General features: G+C 61.3%; 16 protein-coding genes and 1 tRNA gene. 13 read left to right on the top strand and 4 right to left on the bottom strand.

Annotated features, from left to right (window positions below; genetic code table 11):
• The first annotated feature begins 187 nt into the window (after positions 1–187).
• The 7 genes from CRD13_RS05365 (at position 188) to CRD13_RS05335 (ending at position 5,533) form a co-directional block, all read left to right on the top strand.
• Positions 188–1,591 (top strand): hypothetical protein, encoded by a 1,404-nt coding sequence (locus tag CRD13_RS05365; RefSeq protein ID WP_224784086.1) that lies wholly within the window; start codon positions 188–190, stop codon positions 1,589–1,591.
• Complete coding sequence (locus CRD13_RS05360) at positions 1,584–2,729, top strand: TadA family conjugal transfer-associated ATPase (protein WP_187401400.1); 1,146 nt, start codon at positions 1,584–1,586, stop codon at positions 2,727–2,729. The genes CRD13_RS05365 and CRD13_RS05360 overlap by 8 nt, the downstream gene beginning before the upstream one ends.
• Positions 2,730–2,795: 66 nt before the next feature.
• Positions 2,796–3,686, top strand: a complete 891-nt coding sequence (locus CRD13_RS05355; RefSeq protein ID WP_049189402.1) for a type II secretion system F family protein — start codon at positions 2,796–2,798, stop codon at positions 3,684–3,686.
• Positions 3,683–4,336 (top strand): type II secretion system F family protein, encoded by a 654-nt coding sequence (locus tag CRD13_RS05350; protein WP_187401369.1) that lies wholly within the window; start codon positions 3,683–3,685, stop codon positions 4,334–4,336. The genes CRD13_RS05355 and CRD13_RS05350 overlap by 4 nt, the downstream gene beginning before the upstream one ends.
• A 216-nt stretch (positions 4,337–4,552) precedes the next feature.
• Complete coding sequence (locus tag CRD13_RS05345; RefSeq protein WP_187401399.1) at positions 4,553–4,825, top strand: DUF4244 domain-containing protein; 273 nt, start codon at positions 4,553–4,555, stop codon at positions 4,823–4,825.
• Positions 4,818–5,171 (top strand): TadE family type IV pilus minor pilin, encoded by a 354-nt coding sequence (locus CRD13_RS05340; RefSeq protein WP_016421936.1) that lies wholly within the window; start codon positions 4,818–4,820, stop codon positions 5,169–5,171. Before CRD13_RS05345 ends, CRD13_RS05340 begins: the two co-directional genes overlap by 8 nt.
• Entirely contained in the window at positions 5,168–5,533 is a 366-nt protein-coding gene (locus CRD13_RS05335) for an Rv3654c family TadE-like protein (RefSeq protein WP_187401368.1), read from the top strand. Before CRD13_RS05340 ends, CRD13_RS05335 begins: the two co-directional genes overlap by 4 nt.
• Here CRD13_RS05335 and CRD13_RS05330 read toward each other — a convergent pair.
• Entirely contained in the window at positions 5,517–7,853 is a 2,337-nt protein-coding gene (locus CRD13_RS05330) for a DEAD/DEAH box helicase (protein WP_187401367.1), read from the bottom strand. The two genes, CRD13_RS05335 and CRD13_RS05330, sit on opposite strands and share 17 nt — an antisense overlap.
• 315 nt (positions 7,854–8,168) lie before the next feature.
• On the opposite strand from CRD13_RS05330, the gene CRD13_RS05325 reads away from it, so the two are divergent.
• Both CRD13_RS05325 and topA read left to right on the top strand, forming a co-directional pair.
• Positions 8,169–8,372, top strand: a complete 204-nt coding sequence (locus CRD13_RS05325) for a cold-shock protein (RefSeq protein WP_005511370.1) — start codon at positions 8,169–8,171, stop codon at positions 8,370–8,372.
• 673 nt (positions 8,373–9,045) lie between these two features.
• On the top strand, positions 9,046–12,006 hold the full coding sequence (topA, locus tag CRD13_RS05320; protein ID WP_187401366.1) for a type I DNA topoisomerase: 2,961 nt from the start codon (positions 9,046–9,048) through the stop codon (positions 12,004–12,006).
• 46 nt (positions 12,007–12,052) lie between these two features.
• On the opposite strand, the gene CRD13_RS05315 is transcribed toward topA, so the two are convergent.
• Together CRD13_RS05315 and CRD13_RS05310 are read right to left on the bottom strand one after the other, a co-directional pair.
• Positions 12,053–13,366, bottom strand: coding sequence for a DUF418 domain-containing protein (locus CRD13_RS05315; RefSeq protein WP_370549619.1), 1,314 nt, complete (start codon positions 13,364–13,366; stop codon positions 12,053–12,055).
• Positions 13,367–13,431: 65 nt separating this feature from the next.
• Positions 13,432–14,958, bottom strand: coding sequence for an adenylate/guanylate cyclase domain-containing protein (locus CRD13_RS05310; RefSeq protein ID WP_187399971.1), 1,527 nt, complete (start codon positions 14,956–14,958; stop codon positions 13,432–13,434).
• An 82-nt stretch (positions 14,959–15,040) separates the two neighbouring features.
• On the opposite strand from CRD13_RS05310, the gene CRD13_RS05305 reads away from it, so the two are divergent.
• Positions 15,041–16,414: a DNA polymerase III subunit delta' gene (locus CRD13_RS05305; RefSeq protein WP_016421943.1), complete on the top strand. Its 1,374-nt coding sequence runs from the start codon at positions 15,041–15,043 to the stop codon at positions 16,412–16,414.
• A 134-nt stretch (positions 16,415–16,548) separates the two neighbouring features.
• Positions 16,549–16,621: transfer RNA gene (locus tag CRD13_RS05300), tRNA-Thr, on the top strand.
• Positions 16,622–16,659: 38 nt separating this feature from the next.
• Here CRD13_RS05300 and CRD13_RS05295 read toward each other — a convergent pair.
• Positions 16,660–17,571, bottom strand: coding sequence for an SNG1 family protein (locus CRD13_RS05295; protein WP_241482050.1), 912 nt, complete (start codon positions 17,569–17,571; stop codon positions 16,660–16,662).
• A 133-nt stretch (positions 17,572–17,704) separates the two neighbouring features.
• On the opposite strand from CRD13_RS05295, the gene CRD13_RS05290 reads away from it, so the two are divergent.
• Together CRD13_RS05290 and CRD13_RS05285 are read left to right on the top strand one after the other, a co-directional pair.
• Positions 17,705–18,304: a TetR/AcrR family transcriptional regulator gene (locus CRD13_RS05290; protein ID WP_048732292.1), complete on the top strand. Its 600-nt coding sequence runs from the start codon at positions 17,705–17,707 to the stop codon at positions 18,302–18,304.
• Positions 18,305–18,465: 161 nt separating this feature from the next.
• The gene (locus CRD13_RS05285; RefSeq protein WP_016421946.1) at positions 18,466–19,437 is read left to right on the top strand and encodes an N-acetylmuramoyl-L-alanine amidase; all 972 of its coding nucleotides are present in this window, start codon (positions 18,466–18,468) and stop codon (positions 19,435–19,437) included.
• Positions 19,438–19,457: the final 20 nt, after the last annotated feature.

Raw genomic sequence — 19,457 nt, 5'->3', positions numbered from 1 at the left:
CTTTTTTCGTGCCATTTTTGACATAAACGCAGTCACTAACTTGCATTGGCCAGGCCGCGCAGTAGCCATAAGGCAAAGGCGACATGGCGTTCTGCAGTTATCCACAGTCTGAAAATTATCCACAGACAGCGAGGTTTTGGCTCCTTGCGAGCATCATTGAATCCGCCTTTTAGTGCACGCTATGGCCATGGCAATCAAGCAACTGTCCATGGCTCAGCGAACCGGGGCTCCAGCAAATCCAGTAGTCAACGCTGTCGATGATGAAGCGCTGCGTGAAGAGGTTGCACTCATAGTCGCTGCTACCGGTCGTGACTGTGTGCAAGAGACCGTGCCACCTGTGGCTACAGCGCCAGTGGCCGCACAAGCATTGACATCGTCGCCAGCATCACCACCAGTATCAGCCACAGCGTCAGTGCCCGCATCGACCGGAGCGGGAGTTTCATCGGCCCTGTGGCGTCGGGCACCAGCGGTGTTCGTTGATGCGTCGGCAGCCCGAAGATTAGCCGGGCGGCCTCATTGTGAGGGAGCAATCTTTCTGGTCCGCAGTGATACTGAGGCGGAAGATACGCAGGTGGCGAAGGTTTTAGCTCCTGTTTACAGCGCTAGTTTGCCCGCGGATAACGTCGATATTGTCGAACTTCTCGGCCGAGCCGAGGTACGCCCGGATGGTCCGAGGCTCTCCGATTTCCAACACGGCTCGAGCCTCCTGAACCACCAACGCACCCCAGCGTCACCTGCGAGCGCAGACGTGATTACAGCACCAGGTACAGAACCCGCACCGAACGTGCCAGCAACTACAACCGATTCCACGGCAACGTGCCTGATGGTGGTTCCTGCGGTCGGCGGTGCCGGTGCTTCCATTACGGCGGCAGCGAGTGCATTGGTTCTTTCCCGCGAAAGGCCCATCTGCTTGGTGGACGCAGATGCGCTGGCGGGAGGTATTGATCTGGTGCTCGGGATGGAAACGGAACCGGGACTGAGGTGGCAAGACTTCTCGGCTGCTGATGGCCGTCTTGACGGGGCGGCACTCTACGAAGCACTGCCATCCTGCCCGCGATCGCCCGCGCTGAAAGTGTTGACGTGGACTCGCAGTCGCACGCCCGAGACGGCTTACAACCACGCCTCGGCGAACAACAAATTCGACAGCGCCGACAGACCCGGCAGAACCGACAGGCCCGACGATGTCCGGCACATTGCCAGCACCATTAGTTGCCTTATTCATGCCGGAATTACGGTCATCGTGGACTGCCCGAAGCAAGTGGAGTACGTCACCACTCTCGGCGCGCTTGCCGATGACACCGTCATCATCCTGCCCGCCTCTGTCCGAGCTATCGCAGCCGGTGGACACCTGGCCAGAGTCTGTGCACAGGCAGGATTCACGCCAAGTCTCGCGGTTCGGCACCAGCAGCACCGCGATATCAGTGTCGAAGAGATTGAGTACGCGCTCGATCTGCCCATTGCTGGTGAGATTGAGTACTGCAAGAAAGTAGCTCACGAGATAGATGTGGGCGGGCTCGCTGGGGCCGTCGGCAAGCTGACGCGGGGATTGGGAGCGATGTTTGCCCTTGTCGGCGGTGGTGGCGATGGATGATGTCAGGCTGTTGGCGGCGGTGCGGACGGCGCTTGCGGAGCGGCCTGGGGTGGCATCGCATAGCGAGGTCGCCGACATCATTCGCGCAGAGACCTCGGGGGTTGTCTCCGATGTGAAGGTGCTGGAGATTCTACGCACGATTCGTGAGGAAACAGTGGGCGCGGGCGTGTTGGATGCGCTGTTGCGCCGCCCGGGTGTCAGCGATGTGCTGGTCACCGCGCCCGGCGAGGTCTGGGTCGACGCCGGCAACGGACTGGAGCGGGCCGAGATTTCCTTCGCGGACGAGGGCGAGGTGCGCGCGTATGCGGTGCGGCTCGCGTCGCGGTGCGGACGAAGGCTTGACGACGCGCAACCTTGGGCCGACGGCCATATTCCTGGTGGTGTCGGCGGCTGTGGTGTGCGAGTTCATGCGGTGCTTTCCCCACCGTCAGCGACCGGCACTCAGATTAGCCTGCGAGTGCTTCGTCCGGCTCGTCGCGGGCTTGCGGAGTTGTGCGATATCGGGCTGTTTCCACCGGAGATTCTGCCGGTGTTGCGGGGAATCGTGGCGGGACAGCTGTCGTTTATTGTCGCCGGAGGCACGGGTGCGGGAAAGACGACGCTATTGGCGGCGATGCTCTCAGAAGTTAATCCTGACCAGCGCATTGTGTGCATCGAGGACACTCCGGAGTTGCAACCGCAGCATCCCCATGTGGTGAAGCTGGTGACCAGAGCCGCCAACTTGGAGGGGGCCGGTGCGATTGGGCAGCAGGAGTTGCTGAAGCAGGCGTTGCGCATGCGTCCCGACCGCATTGTCGTCGGTGAGATTCGTGGCGCCGAAGTGGTGGATCTGCTGGCTGCGTTGAACACGGGGCATCGCGGTGGGGCAGGGACAATTCACGCCAACCGGATTGGGGATGTCGTCGCGCGCTTTGAGGCTTTGGGGTTGATCGGTGGCCTTAGTCGCGCCGGGCTGCATGCGCAGTTGGTCTCTGCGGTGCAGGTGGTGTTGGTGGTCGAACGCGCTGATGTTCGCCGGCTGGCACAGATCGGGCTGCTACGCGGTAACCCACCGGAGGTGGTGGAGGTCTGGACTGCTCGGGATGGGCCTGGGCCGGGTTGGGAAGCGTTGCAGAAGTTGCTGGTCGGCGGGGAATAACCGGTGGAATACCCGATGGAATGACTAGAGGAAAAGTCAGGGGATTAGACGGGGAGATTAACAGCTATGGGGGAAGAGTTTAGCGTGGCGATGCTCATTGGGGGAGCGGCTGCGGCAGTCGCTATCTGGCCGGACAGCTCGGCGGCGGTGCGCTCGCGAGCACTGGCAGGCCGTGCCCGCGAGGTGTCCAGCGGGCTGAAGTGGTTGCAGCGCATGGTTGGACTTGGTGCTGGTTCCACGGTGTCGAGCGCAGCAACCACTGGCAGTGCGAATCGAACTGCAGGACTATCAATCCTCATCGTTGCAGGCCCAGCACTCGTGTTGCTGTGGCTCGCCGGGATTCCAGGCGTTGTAGCCGGGCTGTTGCTGGGCCGCACCGCAGCGGCAGTAGTGCGCGCTGTGGGGGAGAGGCGCTGTGAACGTCGGGAAGCGGACAGCGCTGCGGTAGCGCTGGAGACCTTGACCGCGCAGTTGCGCGTAGGAGCGGCGGCTTCACGAGCGCTCAACGCGGCAGCAGCGGAATTGCGCAGGTCAGAGGATGAGACTGTGTTGGCTGATCATCTCGCGCACGCGGCGCATCGCGCGCACTTCGCCGACCCGTGGGAGGGCGAAGAATCTTCGGAGCAACTGCGCCGGATTGGGCGTATGTGGACGGTGGCGCAGCAACACGGTCTGAGTTTGGCTGGGTTGCTGGACTGCGCGCGGGGTGATCTGCAGGCTCGTCAGGCGCATCGCTCACAGACGTCTGCCGCGCTGGCGGGACCGCGCATGACGATCGCCATCTTGGCATCACTGCCGGTGTTCGGTTTGGTCATGGGGCAAGCTTTCGGAGCGTCCCCATTCGAGTTCCTCAGTCGCGGTATCGGAGGAATTGTGCTGGTCATCGGTGTCGGGCTGGTGTGCGCGGGCATCGAATGGGCGGTCGCCATCATCGATCGTGCGGAGGCCGGACAATGATTGCCGCCGCACTTCTCATCGCCGTCTACCTCTGCTTGCCGACGTTCAATCCCGTTCGCAGCCGACTGCCCGAGTTGGTAGCCGAATCGGATGTTCGTACGCGAGGAGGCGTACGCCGGCAGGTGGCCAATCGGGTGGCGCAAATTGCCGCACAGGTGCGGGAACGTGTGCGAACTGTCATTGGCGGTGAGCGCATCAGCCCGGCTGTGCTGCTCGATGCCGCAGCGGCCCTCGACATCATTGGCGCTTGTTTGAGCTCCGGTATGCCGTTGTCGCAGGCCATGGCAGCAGCTGCCGATGGTGCAAACCCTGAGCTGGCCGAGCCCCTTCGACAGTGTTCCGCCAGGTTGTCCGTGGGCGCGCACTCAGCTTGGGACAGCCTTGCTGCCACACCCGCGCTCGTGCCTCTGGCGACGGCTGGGCGCCGCGCAAGCGAATCCGGCACCGTTCTGGCGCAGGCCTTGGAGGACACCGCTGCCACGTACCGCAGTCAAGCGCACGATGCGGCGCAAGCCGTCGCCGAAAAGGCTGGTGTCCTCATTGCCGGGCCGCTGGCGTTGTGCTTTCTACCCGCGTTTGTGGTGCTGGGTTTGGTGCCCACCATCGCTGGGCTTGCCGACGAAATGTTTGCAGGACTGATGCCGTCATGAAGCGTGGACACTTCTGCGCCCAGCCTCGCGCGCTGGCACGCGCCGGATGCAGTGCTGGTTGCGCTCTCAGCTGTGGCTTCGGTTGTGCGCGTGGTCCGCCTGCCGCGCCGCAATCCAACACGCATCAACCCGCATCAACACGGATCAACCCGCATCAATGCACATCACACCTCACAACTGACCTGTCACTCGACATCCACACAGGGGGAAACACTCATGACCGCTCAAAACTCCAACCATCCGACCAACCTTCCAACCAACTCTTCAACCAATCCGCTGACCGCTGCGCAGTCCCAGCTGCGCTCGTATTTGCACAAGCGTCTGCACGCTCTGGCAACTGAGGAAAACGGCATGTCAACCGTGGAATATGCTCTCGGAACTATTGCGGCCGCCGCTTTCGGAGCCCTGCTCTACACCGTCGTGACCGGCGGCGATATCACCCAGGCGCTCACCGACATCATCGAAAGGGCGCTCAACACCGATGTCTAGCCGCATCCGCTCTACGCTTCATCGCCTGTGCGTCGGCGACGAAGGCCAAACCACGGTAGAAACCGCTTTCGGTCTCGCGGCACTGGTCACGGTCATGGCCACGGCTCTGTCCGGGCTGGTCACCATCGCAATGTACCTAGGGCTTACCGACGCAGCCGGAGCCATCGCACGGGCTGAGGCGCGGGGCGATGCGGAGACAGTAGCCGAGCTCCGCGCCGACGCGGATGGGCAGGTCGCGATATCGGAAACCTCCGGTACCGTGCGCGTGACCATTCGGCGCTCAGCGGGGCCATTTTCGCTGGAAGCACGCGCGGTCGCACTGCGGGAAAGAGCGGCATCGTCATGAGAAACGTGACAGCCCGCCTTCTCCGCGAAGAAGAAGGTTCCACCACGGTCGCAGCCGCACTGTTCATCGCCGCTTTCGTCGTTCTGACTTTGGTCGGAGTTACGGCCGGGGTGAGGGTGGTGCAGGCGCGGCAGGCAGCGGTAGCAGCGGATCTGGCCGCGGTGGCCGGCGCCGTGGCTGCGCAAGAGAGCGACGACGCCTGCAAAGCTGCGGGGTCAATCGCAAAAGCTAACCACGCACGCCTTGTGGCTTGCGAGATTGATGGGGAGGACGTGCAGGTCAGCGTCCAACGAAAGGAGAGAAAAGCAACGTCCAGAGCAGGGCCGGAAGCGGTGGAGGATGCTGCTACTGGCCGTCGTTAAGCGCACGCGACACCCCACTGAGCACCTTGATTGCGCCGGCCTTGTCCAACGGATCGTTGCCATTGCCGCACTTGGGCGACTGGATGCACGACGGGCAGCCGGATTCGCACTCGCAGGCGGCGACGGCATCGCGGGTCGCGCGAACCCACTGAGCGAAGGCCTCGTAGCCGCGGTCGGCAAACCCCGCACCACCAGGGTGCCCGTCGTAAACAAAAACGGTGGGCTGCTGGGTATCGGCGTGCATGACCGTGGAAACACCGCCGATATCCCAGCGGTCGCAGGTGGCAATCAGCGGCAGCATGCCGATAGCCGCGTGCTCGGCTGCGTGGAGAGCCCCCGGCGCGATGTCGGAGCCCACGCCCCACGAGCGCAGGGTGGACTCGGGCATTGTGTAAGCCACGGCGCGCGTGACCAAACGCTGCGGAGGGTAGTCAAGTTCAACACTGTCGAGAATCTCGCCGGTATCCAGACGACGAAGATAGGAGGTGACCTGGTGAAAGACCTCGACCTGGCAGGAAGCGACCTGTAAGCCCTGGTAGTGGCGCATATCGTCAACATCGAGGATGCGGATGGTGGTGTCCATGCGCGAGCTGGTGGAATAGCGCGGCTGCTCGGGGTGGACCAGGGCGACGAGGCTGTCGAAGTCCAGCTGGTCGACAAGATAGGACTCACCGCGGTGCAAGTAGACGGCACCGTCGTGGACCTGCTGCATCGCACGGCCAAGATCGATGGTGCCAAGCAGGCGACCATCGGTCTGGTCGACGATAGCCACTTCCTGACCATCGCCGCCACGGACGTTCACGGCATCGTGGGCAGTGGCAATGCGCGGTCCCTCATCGCGGTCGGTCGGGTAGTAGACAGGTTCTTGTCCTTCCCAGGTGCGCTTGCGCAACCAGCCTGCGGCCACCATGTCTTCGGCTACGGGCATGGTTCCCCACGCTTGAAGCTGGCTGGTGGTGACGGGTTTCTCCACAGCCGCGCAGTAGAGGTGTGACCACACCACATGTGGGTTGCGGGGATCGAAGACGGTCTTTTCCACCGGCCTGCCCAGCAGTGCGGACGGGTTGTGGACCAAGTACGTGTCCATGGGGTCATCACGAGCCACCAGCACCACCAGCGCGCCCTGGCCACGACGACCCGCGCGGCCGGCCTGCTGCCAGAATGAAGCGACCGTGCCCGGGAAACCGGCCTGCACCACCGCGTCGAGGCCACCGACGTCAATGCCCAGCTCCAATGCATTGGTGGTGGCCACACCTAGCAGGGTGCCGTCATCGAGCATGCGCTCGATGTCGCGGCGCTCTTCGGCCAGGTAGCCGGCGCGGTAAGACTCGATGCGCTCGGCGATATCGCTGCGGTGGCGCTTCTCCAGGCGCTCACGCACGCCGAGCGCTACCTTCTCAGCACTGCTTCGCGAACGGGTGAAGGTCAGGGTGCGGGCGCCCTCGACAAGCAGGTCGGCCATGATATCCGCGGCCTCGGTCGGGGCGGGGCGGCGCACGGGTGCGCCGTTCTCGCCTTGGAGGTCGGGGAGCAGGCCGGGTTCCCACAGGGCGATCGTTCGCTCGCCGACCGGGGCGCCGTCTTCGGTGATGGCCTCGACAGGCTCGCCGATGAGGCGACGAGCCTGGTCAGCGGGGTCGTTGGTCGTCGCAGAGGCAAAAATCACGGTCGGCGAGGCGCCGTACTCGCGGGATAGCCGCAGGAGGCGACGCAGAATCTGAGAGACGTTGGCGCCGAACACGCCTCGATAGGCATGGCATTCGTCGACGACGATATAGCGCAGGTTGCGCAGCATCCGCGTCCACCGAACATGGTTGCCGAGCACCGAAACATGCAGCATATCGGGGTTGGTAAACACCCAACGGGCGTGGTCGCGGATGGCGCGCCGGGCGTCTTGTGGGGTGTCGCCGTCGTAAAGCGAAATCAGCGAACTCAGTGACGCCGGTGCCATCGCGCGTGCAGTGTCCAGCTGATCGGCGCCCAGCGCCTTGGTCGGGGAGAGGTACAGCGCGGTGGCCGCGGGGGTGGCGGACAGTTCTGTGAGCACGGGCAGCAGGTAGCCGAGCGATTTACCCGACGCCGTGCCCGTCGCGACGACGCAGTGCACGCCCTCGCGGGCGAGGTTCGCGGTTATCGCCTGATGAGTCCACAGGTTCTCAATTCCGCGATCTACCAGCACTTCTCTCAGCCAACTTGGCACCCACTCAGGCCAAGGCGCAGTCACGCCAGCGCGCGCAGGAAGGTCCGCAATGTGCGTCACTGTCGCCCGCGGATGCGCACGAATAACCGGCCCCAGCAGCTCCCGCCCAAACGACTCCACCGACACCACCCTTTCCTGTAAACGCGCACTTCATATGCTTGACGACGCTTCCTATCAGCCACATTCTCGCTATTCGACACCCCAGTTTCTCCGGACTCCGAACACGGGTTTACGGGGGTGGCAAGAAGCTGTTCCTAATCGGCGCTCGCGCCCCAAACGTGGCAGACTTTTTGAGTGTATCGCCCGCCAACGGGCACCCAGCAAAAACTCGCACGAGGCGAAAGGGTGCTTTGGCCGTGTTTACCCCATCGTGTGTGGCCGGATGTGCGTGGCGAATACTTGTTTTATCGAATCCTGAAGTTGGGAAGTTTTGTAATGGCACAGGGTACTGTGAAGTGGTTCAACTCGGAGAAGGGCTTCGGGTTTATCGCCCCAGCTGACGGTGGCAACGACGTGTTCGTTCACTACTCCGAGATCCAGGGCACTGGTTTCAAGACGCTGGAAGAGAACCAGGCAGTCGAGTTTGAGATTGGTGAGGGCCAGAAGGGTCCGCAGGCTCTGGATGTGAAGCCTCTGTAAGTCAATCATTTCCAGGTTGAACTGGGCTTTTGTCTGGTTTGGCGCGCGGAATTTTTTGGCTTTTCAAGGCCCATGTTGTGTTCATGGGGTGAGCCTTGATTCTCCCACGCGGAAAGTAATTTCTGCGTGGGATTTTTGCATTTCTGGTGGCAGTGGGTCAATCCGAGTTACTGACTACGTTTATGACAAAAATGGCCCGAAAAATGGCTTGAAAGTGTCATAAACTCATACAGTTTCACATTTGCAGCCCGCGATCACGCGGCCGCTGCGGCGGCTGCGCCCGCTGCGGCCTGTCGTGGCCAGCCACTGACAGCCACGGGGATGATCATGGCCAGCCGCACAGCAGCCGTCGGGTCGGCAACTGCCGGCCACCGGGATCCCCCACAGCAGCCCCTTCAGTCACACCCAAAATCCGCCCGATACTTGAGGAATCCACGCGACAAACTAGATTGTGTGTACGGTATTCCTTATATTCTTCATATTCTTTCCAGATAATCTTCCGGGGAGAACGCGGCCGGGAACTGATTTGCACTGATCGGAACCGGTTGGAACCGATTGCGGGCTTCTCACAGCTGAAGCCCAGCCAGAGTCCGGCCAAGAACCCCAAGATTTAAACGAAAACAAGAATCTAAACAGTCAAAAACATTCAACGTTGCAGGATAGAAAAACTTCTATGGCGAATTCAGACGGCCTCAAGCGCCTTGTAATTGTCGAGTCGGCGACGAAAGCTCGCAAGATTCAGCCGTATCTCGGCGATGATTACATCGTGGAGGCGTCGGTGGGCCACATTCGCGACTTGCCCCGTGGCGCAGCCGATGTTCCGGCTCGTTACAAGAAGGAGCCCTGGGCTCGTCTGGGCGTGAATGTCGACAACGGATTCGCTCCGTTGTATGTCGTCAGCGCTGATAAGAAGAAGAAAGTCGCCGACCTGAAGGCCAAGCTCAAGGAAGTCGACGAACTCTATCTCGCAACGGACCCCGACCGTGAGGGCGAGGCTATTGCCTGGCACTTGCTGGAGGTTCTGAAGCCCAAGGTGCCGGTGCGCCGCATGGTGTTCCATGAGATCACCAAGCAAGCCATCTTGGAGGCCGCCGCCAACACCCGTGAGCTGGACCAGAACCTGGTTGATGCCCAGGAAGGTCGCCGTATCCTCGACCGCCTCTACGGCTACGAGGTCTCCCCGGTGCTGTGGAAGAAGGTCATGCCGCGCCTGTCGGCAGGCCGTGTGCAGTCGGTGGCAACGCGTGTCATCGTCGAGCGTGAGCGCGAGCGCATGGCGTTTATCTCCGCTGAGTACTGGGATGTCGCCGCCACTCTGGACACCGGCTCGACTTCTGCTGACGCCAACCAGCCGAAGGAATTCGTTGCAACCCTGACCAGCGTTGATGGTCAGCGCGTAGCGCAGGGCCGAGACTTCGATGACCGTGGCCAGCTGAAGAAGTCCGATGGCATCCGGGTCGTCGATAAGCAGCTCGCCGAAACCCTGGCGGCGGACCTCGTGGGCTCTGAGCTCAAGGTCGCGTCGGTGGAGGAGAAGCCGTACACGCGCCGCCCGTACCCGCCGTTCATGACTTCTACGCTGCAGCAGGAGGCGGGCCGCAAGCTGCATTACACCTCTGAGCGCACGATGCGTGTGGCGCAGCGTCTGTACGAAAACGGTCACATTACTTACATGCGTACCGACTCCACGACGCTGTCCAAGGCCGGTATTGACGCCGCGCGTAAGCAGGCGCTGGAGCTCTACGGCTCGGAGTACGTCGCCGATGCGCCGCGCCAGTACTCGCGCAAGGTGAAGAACTCGCAGGAAGCTCACGAGGCAATTCGTCCGGCTGGCGAGACGTTCGCAACGCCGGGGCAGCTGGCGGGATCGCTGGATGCCGAGGAGTTCAAGCTCTACGAACTGATTTGGCAGCGTACGGTCGCCTCGCAGATGGCCGACGCACGCGGCACGTCCATGAAGGTCACCATCGCCGGCGCCACCGACACGCACGCCGTCGAGTTCGCCTCCACTGGACGCACGATTCGCTTCCCGGGCTTCCTCAAGGCATACGTCGAGGTCTCCGCGCTTTCCGACGGCCGCAAGGTCGCCGACAACGCTGAGAAGCGGCTGCCACAGTTGACGGAAGGCCAGGGCCTGACGGCCACGGACTTCAGTGCCGACAGCCACTCCACCAACCCGCCTGCGCGCTTCACCGAGGCCAGCTTGGTGAAGAAGATGGAGGACTTGGGAATTGGGCGTCCGTCGACCTACGCGTCGATTATCAAGACCATTCAGGATCGCGGCTACGTCTACCCTCGCGGCAACGCTCTGGTGCCCTCGTGGGTGGCCTTTGCCGTGGTGGGGCTGATGGAGGAAGCGTTCTCCGATCTGGTCAACTACGACTTCACCTCCGAGCTGGAGGATGAGCTCGACGGCATTGCTGCGGGCAATAAGGATCGCACGACCTGGCTGACCGGTTTCTACTTCGGCGATGACAAGGATCACCGCCACAAGGGAGCCGACGCTATTGCGACCCACGGTGGTCTGAAGAGCATCATCGATGTGAACTTGGAATCGATTGATGCTCGGAAGGTCAATTCGCTCCACCTTTTCGACGATGCCGAGGGCAACCCGATCATCGTTCGCGTTGGCCGCTATGGGCCGTACCTGGAGCGTACGCGCCCGGGGGCCGGTGAAAACGGTGCCGACGAGGTGCAGCGCGCCAACATCCCGGAGGCCATGACTCCGGACGAGCTGGATCTGGCCGCTGCCGAGAAGCTGCTGGCGATGCCGCAGGGCGGACGTGAGCTGGGCATTAACCCGGCCAATGGTCGCATGATTGTTGCTCGTGATGGCCGCTACGGCCCCTACGTCACCGAGCTGGTTACCGATGAAGAGCGCGAAGGTGTCGTAGCCAAGGCTGAGGAGATCATCGCAGCTGAGCGCGCCGAAGAGGACGCTCAGCGCGCTGCCGAGGGCAAGCGAAAGAAGAACTGGGAAACCAAGACCGCTGCCAAGCAGAAGGAAAAGCGCACCGCGGAAATCATCGAGGAAACTCTGAAGCCGAAGACGGCCTCGCTGTTTTCCTCCATGGAGCCGTCGACTGTCACGCTGGAAGAGGCTCTGAAGCTGATGAGCCTGCCGCGCGAGGTCGGTGTCGACCCGGTCGATAACGAGGTTATTACTGCTCAGAATGGCCGTTACGGTCCGTACCTGAAGAAGGGCACGGACTCGCGTTCACTGGCTAACGAAGAGCAGATTTTCACCGTGACATTGGACGAGGCGCGTCGTATCTACGCTGAGCCGAAGCGCCGCGGTCGCGCTGCTGCGAAGCCGCCGCTGAAGCAGCTGGGCGACAACGATGTCTCCGGTCGCCCGATGTCGGTGAAGGATGGCCGATTCGGTCCGTACGTCACCGATGGTGTCACCAATGCTTCGCTGCGCAAGGGGGATACGCCTGAGACTCTGACCGATGCCCGCGCCTGCGAGCTGCTGTCTGAGCGCCGCGCGAAGGAAGCCGCCGATGGTGGCACTAAGAAGGCTGCGAAGAAGTCGACTCGCAAGACCACGAAGAAGGCTGCGAAGAAGACCACCAGGAAGGCAGTCAAGCGCACCACCAAGCGAGTGGTGAAGGCAACGCGTAAGGGCAAGTAGCGCATTGACCGTTAGCCGCGGCAGGGGCGAAATGGGTGCAGAGCACTTAAGCGCCCGGCGCCCCCTGCGGAGCTGGTGCGCCCGGCGCCTCCTGCGGAGTTGGCTTGGGGCCACCGACCCCGGCCACCTCCGCCCGCATCGTCGGCCCGTACGACAGCCGGCGATGCACCTTCTCAAACGGCCCCTGCATGCCGCGACGCTCCATCGCCCACGCGGCCAACAGTGTCACCAACCAGACGCCTACAGCGATGAGCGTTTGCACGAACGCGCCCATGTCGCGCGGGATATCCAGCATAAACGGGTACACCAGCACAAAGAAGATCACCGACTGCATCAGGTAGCCGGTCATCGAACGCTTGCCGAGCGCCACAATCGGCACCAGCCAACCTGGTACAGCGGCGCCCTCGTTCAGGCGTCGCTGGAGCGGCTGCAGCGCCAACGCCAGCCCGGCTAGGATGCCAGGACCGGCGAACACTCCGGCAAAGTTATTAATTACCAAGAAGGCCATGTGCTGTCCGGCTGGAAGAACTCCAATCGCTGCCAACCCCATAGGGATACCGACACCGAAGGCGACAATCACGGCCACCACGAGCCACCGAATAAGCAGGGGACGGTGCGCGTCAACGTCGTCAAGCACGCCTTTGCGCGCCCACACGAAGCCAATCATCATCACCGGCAGGTAGAGGAACAGCTGTAGCGGCAGAGTAGTGATGCTCATTGTCAGGGCCTCGAGATTCGCGGCGAGCATATCCAGGTAACTTGTTTCAATCGCACCGCCGTTGACGAGCTCGGTCATGTCGGAACCGTCCAACCCGACGTCGGGCATCGCAATTGTGAAAACCAAAAACAGCAGGCTCAATACCGCATTAACTGTCAGCGCAATCCATGCGAGGATAGTCAGCACCTTGTTGCTAAGCCCCATAAGCAGCCCCAGGATGATGCCGCAGATGCCGTAGAGAAACATGATGTCGCCAAAGAACAGAAACAGCATGTGCGCGATGCCGAACAGCCCCAGGAACGCATATCGCTTTACGACGACCACCCGCGCCCGCGACCGTGGAAAGTTCCTCCTGGCCAAACTGCGGACAATGAGTCCGACACCGAAGCCGAGCAGCGTTGCGAACATCGGCAGCCCGCGGCTATGTGCGGTCACAGCGGTAAACAGCACGGTGGCCTTGTCGGCGATGCTGTCGTTTATGACGCCTCCGAAGAATGCTGCGGGCAGTTCGGGATCTGCAACCAGCCAGGCAGTGGCAATGTTCGCGATTGCGATGCCGAGGAGAGCGAATCCGCGAGCGGCATCGGGGACGAGCATGCGAGGTCTGGGGCTGGTGCTAGAGCTGGAGCGGCTGTCAGTCATTCCTCCAACGTAAAGGATTTGCGGGAGGGTACGCAGGTTGGCGAGACCGACGAGTCCGCTGCCCCCTAGGCCTCGTCGGCAAGCGTCGGGCGCACCGGGCGCGCAAGCTGCGTCATGTGCGTGCGGCCGCGCAGCTCCACGGACTTCAGGGTGGTCCAGCGAGCCTGCTCGTCCTCGTTGGCCAGGCGGATAGTGGAAGCCGTGGCGAGCACGCGGCCCGGGGTGTCCTTAGCCAACTCGGTCAGACGAGCGGCCTGGTTAACCGCGTCACCAATGACCGTGTACTCAAAACGGTCACGAGCACCGATGTGGCCCGCGACGACATGACCGGCGGAGACGCCAATGCCAGCGCTGAGTTGGAGGTCGAGCAGTTCCTCGCGCAGTTCACGGGCGGCGGTGAGGGCGTGACCAGCCGTGTCGTCGAGGGGCAGGGGAGCGCCGAAGACAGCCAGAGCTGCGTCACCCTGGAACTTGTTGATAATGCCCTTATTGCGGTGCACACAGTCGACAACGTGGTCGAAGAACGCATTGAGTTCGCGGACAACGACCTCTGGCGAGTTCTTCTCCGCGAAGTTGGTTGAACCAATTACATCCACAAACAGCACCGCGACGAGGCGATTCTCGCCGCCCAAAGTTGGCTTTTCTTCCAGAGCCTTACGGGCGACCTCAGAGCCGACGTAACGGCCAAAGAGGTCACGGACCCGCTGACGCTCCTGCAAGCCACGCATCATTTCATTGAAGCCCGCTTGGAGAACGCCCATCTCGGAGCCGTCGTAAATAGGCACGCGTGTTTCCACCTGGCCCTGGCGAACCTTGTTGATTGCGCCCGTGAGATCCCGAATCGGGTCAACGATGGACATGCTGGCCAGCATCGTGCCGAAATAGCCGGTAATCAGAGCCAGAATTGCCAGCGCGGTGATGGTGGGCAGCAAATCTGCCGCGTCATCTGTGAATAGGCCACGGCGCTGACCAATCAGCACAAGCAGGATTGCCACCACTGGAACACCGCTGGTCAACACCCATGTCTGGCGCAGGCGGTGACCAATCGGTGGCTCCAGCGAGGAATCCGGAGCCCGACGCGCCAGCGCCTCCACGGCGACTGGACGCACCATGCGCTCCGCAATCAGATAGGTCAACAGCGCCACCATGGCGCCACCGAGCACCGAGGTGAGCAGCACCATCATGCCAATCTTGCTGTCATAGGCGAACGCGACTCCGCTGAAGACAATCACGCCCAAAGACCAGATGACGGTACCCAAAAGTGCCTGGTAGACGGGCACGCGCATGACCAGATATCGCACCCGCCGCGGATCGTGCATATCCGGATGACGCTGCCATTTCACCAGCGGTTTGAACAGGATCCACGTGGTGCCGATGCCCGCGATAATCGCCAGAACCAGGTACCCAGCCAGGGCATAAATGACACCATTGGCCAACCGTGGCAAGTGAGTTTCTTGGTTCAGTGGCAACAGCATGCCGAGGAACAAGCCGACAATCATGGCTCCGACAAGGTTGCAGACGAAGATAAATGAGGCATAAGCAGGCCACATTGTCCCGCTTAGCCATTTCAGATTTCGCCAGAGCCGTTGCATGACTACTACCTTAGTGGCAACCCCGGATTGCAGGGAGTAGTTACCTCACAAGAGTCTTGTGGGGCGCGCTAGAGTTGTGGCCATGACAGAGCCCATGACAGAGCGCAGCGTGTTTTCTCGTATGCCCGAAACCGGTGGGGTTCGTCAGCGGCTGCAGGCTGCTGTGCGCGCTGCGCATTATCGCTTTGCCAATGGTCAACCGCTGGCAGGCGATGGGGCGGAGGTTTCGCCGGAAGGTGGGGACGCGGGGTCGTCGTTAAGCGATGTGCCACGCGACTCGGACATGACGCACGCCTGGCTGTTCACTGGTCCTGCGGGGTCGGGGCGGTCGGTGACGGCGACGGCGTTTGCGGCGGCGCTGCTGTGCACGAGGCATGACAACCCCGGATGCGGTGAGTGCGAGGGCTGCCGGACGGCGCTGGCGGGAACGCATGGCGACATCAAAATCGTGCGCCCGGAGGGCACCATTATCTCGGTGGCGACGGTGAGGGACGAGCTGCGGCCCTGGGCTTACAAGATGCCCACGACGGCGGATTGCCGCGTGCTGATCATCGAAGACGCCGACCGTCTCAACGAATCCGCCTCAAATGCGCTGCTCAAGGTGGTGGAAGAGCCGCCTCTGCGCACCGTCATCATCATGTGCGCACCAACGACAAACGCGGAGGATTTCTCCGTTACGCTCCGTTCGCGCTGCCGCCATGTCTATGTGCCGACGCCGCATATCGACGATGTCACAAACCTCCTGCGCGCCGAGCGGCCAGAGCTTACCGACGAGCAAGCGGTCTGGGCCGCGACGGTGTCCAACGGTCACATTGGGCGTGCGCGTGGCTTTGTCTCCGATGAGGGCTCGCGTGCTTGGCGGGGTAAGGCCCTGGATTTCGTGGAGGCTGTGTTCGATCCGGCGAAGTCATACGTGGCGGCGCGTGAGCTGGCCAACGAAGTAGCAGGCGAGGTCAAGCGGCGGATGGAGCCACTAGAGGCTGAGGAGCTGGAGAACCTCGAGCGCTCACTGGGCGTAGGTGCGTCCGGCAAGGGTGCGCAGGCGGCACTGCGCGGCTCTAAGGGGGTTATCAAGGAGCTGGAGGAAAATCAGAAGCGGCGGCGCAGGCGCGCGGAGTCAGATCTGATCGACCTGTCGTTGACCGACATTATGGGGCTTTACCGTGACGCCCTGGTGCTGGCGTTTGGGGCGGAACGTGGTGGTGAGACTGCTTCGGGGGATTCGGGCTTTGGTGCTGGTTCTGAGTTTGGCGATGGCGCGGTCTACCTCATAAATCCAGACCGTCGTCGGACAGCCACGGAGCTAGCCCGACGCCTTCCGCCGGAGGCGATATTGGCCTCCATCGATGCTGTCACCGAGGTGCGCGGCATGCTCGTGACTGCAGTGAAGTTGACGGTCTTGATGGATGAATTGATGGCTAAATTGCAGATCGCGGGGCAGGTTGGTCGTAGGTAAGCCGGTAGCCGCGCCTAATGCAGCGGACTGCAGGCCCCATTTTGGTAGCGATGGGGGCAGTACAGTAGTATTACCGCTTGTACATTTTGTGCAGGGTTATTTCTGCTTGCTTGAAAGCTCGGCGCAATGTGCGTGCCGCCTTAGCTCAGTCGGTAGAGCGTCTCACTCGTAATGAGAAGGTCGCGAGTTCGATTCTCGCAGGCGGCTCGGTTTGAAACGGGATCCTTTAAAAAGGGTCCCGTTTTTTATTTTTTGGATCGGTCAAACATGAGGAGAGCGAATCCAGCGGCAACCCAGACGATGAGAACCCACCACGCTGCCCCAGCACCGTTGCCATCGAAAAATGACAGTGACCTGACTAGGTAGCCAGTCGCCCCAATGGGCATCCACTGGCCAAGGGTGGACCAACCGGCCGGAAGCAGCCAGGGGCCGGTGGACAGTCCAGAGAGCGGGTTCGCCAAGAAAATCGTCAAAATGGCGCCGATGCCCACACCGGGAGTGCCAATAATGGCCGCAAGCCCGGCGGTAAGCATTGAGGTAGCCAGGATTCCCAGAGAAATAGCCAGCCATTCCATGCCGAAGCTGCCCGAAAGCGTGCCGTAGACAGAGTGGAGCATCCACGTTGCCACGAGGGCTCCGAAGACTGCGATGCCAGCGAGGACACCCAATTTCGTCCACTTCTTACCTCGGAAGAGGAAGGTGGCTATAACTGCCGAGATGATACCGCCGAAAGCCAGCGGCAAGCCGAGGAGCGCGACACCGGAAGCTTGTGGGTCATCCTGTGTGGTTGGAGCCAAATCCTCCCGCTCTACAGGGATGTTTTGAGACTCGAGGGTCGTCGCAATGCCGTCGATAAGCTGCGAGTAAGGTGCGCCGTTGCCTGAAGCGGTGTAGGCGGTAGCGCCCGTCGGGGAGATGACGATGCCGCCAACAGTTTCGCGATTGAGGATTGACTCGCGTACGGCGTCAGGGGTGTCCATCACCTGGATATCAGGAGCATCGTCGCCAGCTTTGTGTTCGATGGCTTGGGTGATTTGTTCGGATATTGGGGCGGGGGCAGTCAGCGCAATGGGGACATCGTTCGGGCCGGAGGCAAATGTCGGTGCCAGGAACGCGAAGAGCATGAGCCCGATGACGAGCGGAATACCGAAGATCACGGCTACTGCTTTGGGGGCGGGTGAGGCTTTTTTTCGTCTCAGTCGTAGCTGTTGACATGGCCTATCTCCTAACTGGAGCAGAGTGTTTCACTTACAAAGTGGAGCATAGTGTTCCGTTTGTTAGGATGCAAGTGTGAGACAAGATGCAGTGATGAACAGTGATGCCATCGTGGAAGCAGCGCGAAAACTCTTGATAGAGCAAGGAGCCGGTGTATCCATGCGTGCGATTGCCAGGGAGGCCGGTGTCGGTTTAGCTACGGCAAGCAGGCACTTTCCCAGCAGGATTGAGCTTCTCGGCGCAGTCAGTGCTCGTGTTGCAGCTGATATCGACAGGGTTACTGAGGCAGCCGTAGCTCAGTTTGACGACGATCCGGACGGCGCTTGGCACGAAGCAGTCCACGCGATCGCGAAATTAAGTGTTGCGGCACTTGCCCAGGCATTATTCAGCGATCTCAATACCAGTTTGGGGAGCGAGGCGAAAAAGATTGATGGCATTATCGAAAAGCGAATGACGGAGTTGCGTCAGAGCTATACGCGACTGCTGGATAAGGCAAAAGCAGCTGGGCTATGCCCGGAGGACGTTGCACCGCTTGATTTCCACCTTGGGCTCGCTGTGGTGTCGCGTCCCCTTCCTAACTCTGCAGCGGTCGAGCAGTACTTTCCCGGTGTGCAAGAAAAGCTTGTGGACTTAATGCTTACGGGTTTGGCAGCACAGGCGAAGGGGAATCACTAAACCCCTCGGTGATAAGTCCTGAAAAATCCTGCACACGTCCCGACGTGCGGTGATTCCCCGAAACGAAGGGGGAGGAAATCTCGGAGCCGGCGACTCTCAATCGAGTGTTTGCTACTGTTACTCAGCACATAGCAGGTACGCGGAAACTAGGAGAACGCACTATGCGGCAGCCCGGACACCAGGGACTAGCAGTGCAGCGATCAGCAAGACGACTAGCTGTGGCTTTGGTGGCTGCGGCAATTTTGCCAGCCGGTCTTGTAGCTTGCACCATCGACACGGAGGCTTCCAAAGCAGGAAGCGCTCAGCAAGCTGCGTCGACAGAAACGCAAACGTCGTTGGCAGCTGAAGAAGAGGCTATGCAGATGCCGAACCCCACTCCGCCGAATGAGGAGTCTGCAATGTCTGATTCTGCTAACCCCGACGCAGTCGCTTCTGGCGATGCACAACAACAGCAAGCTAATCGCGCTACTTCGCGTGCCGACGGCTCCAGCGCTGTAGCCGGCAAGGTCATCTACCTCGACCCGGGACACGCCGGCACCCCACCACCAGCGGACATGATGGTCACTGACGGCCGCGGTGGCCAGAAGCCATGTAATACCTCCGGTACCGCTTCCAATGACGGCTTCCCGGAGCATGAGTTCAATTGGCTGATGGCGCAGGAAATTAAGCAGCTGCTCGAACAGCGCGGTGCTCAGGTGCTGCTCAGCCGCGTCGATGACACCGGTCGTGCAGATTGCATCGATGCCCGTGCAGAGAAGGAAAATGCCTCCAACGCCGATGCCGTGGTGAGCCTTCACGCAGATGGTGCTGGAGAGGGCAACCGCGGATTCCATGTGTCTGCGATTTCGCAGCCGCTCGCCAATAATGACGAGCAGGGATCTACCGCGCTGGCAACCGCGCTGCGCGATGCTTTTGTCGCAGCCGGTTTTGCTCCATCCAACTACCTCGGTAGCCAGGGGCTGAATCCGCGCGCTGACCTCACCGGACTCAACCTATCGACGAAACCAAAGGCACTGGTCGAATACGGCAACATGCGTGATAGCAGCGACATTGCCCTCTTGACCTCCAACGAAGGCCGTCAGCGCTTGGCAGAGGCCACTGTGGCTGGGTTGGAAGGTTTCTTGGCGCAGTAGCCAACCTGCGCATCCAGGCC

The sequence above is a fragment of the Corynebacterium sp. LK26 genome, from assembly GCF_014335085.1.
In the GTDB taxonomy this organism is placed as follows: domain Bacteria; phylum Actinomycetota; class Actinomycetes; order Mycobacteriales; family Mycobacteriaceae; genus Corynebacterium; species Corynebacterium jeikeium_D.
This window is presented reverse-complemented; position numbering and strand designations above follow the sequence as displayed.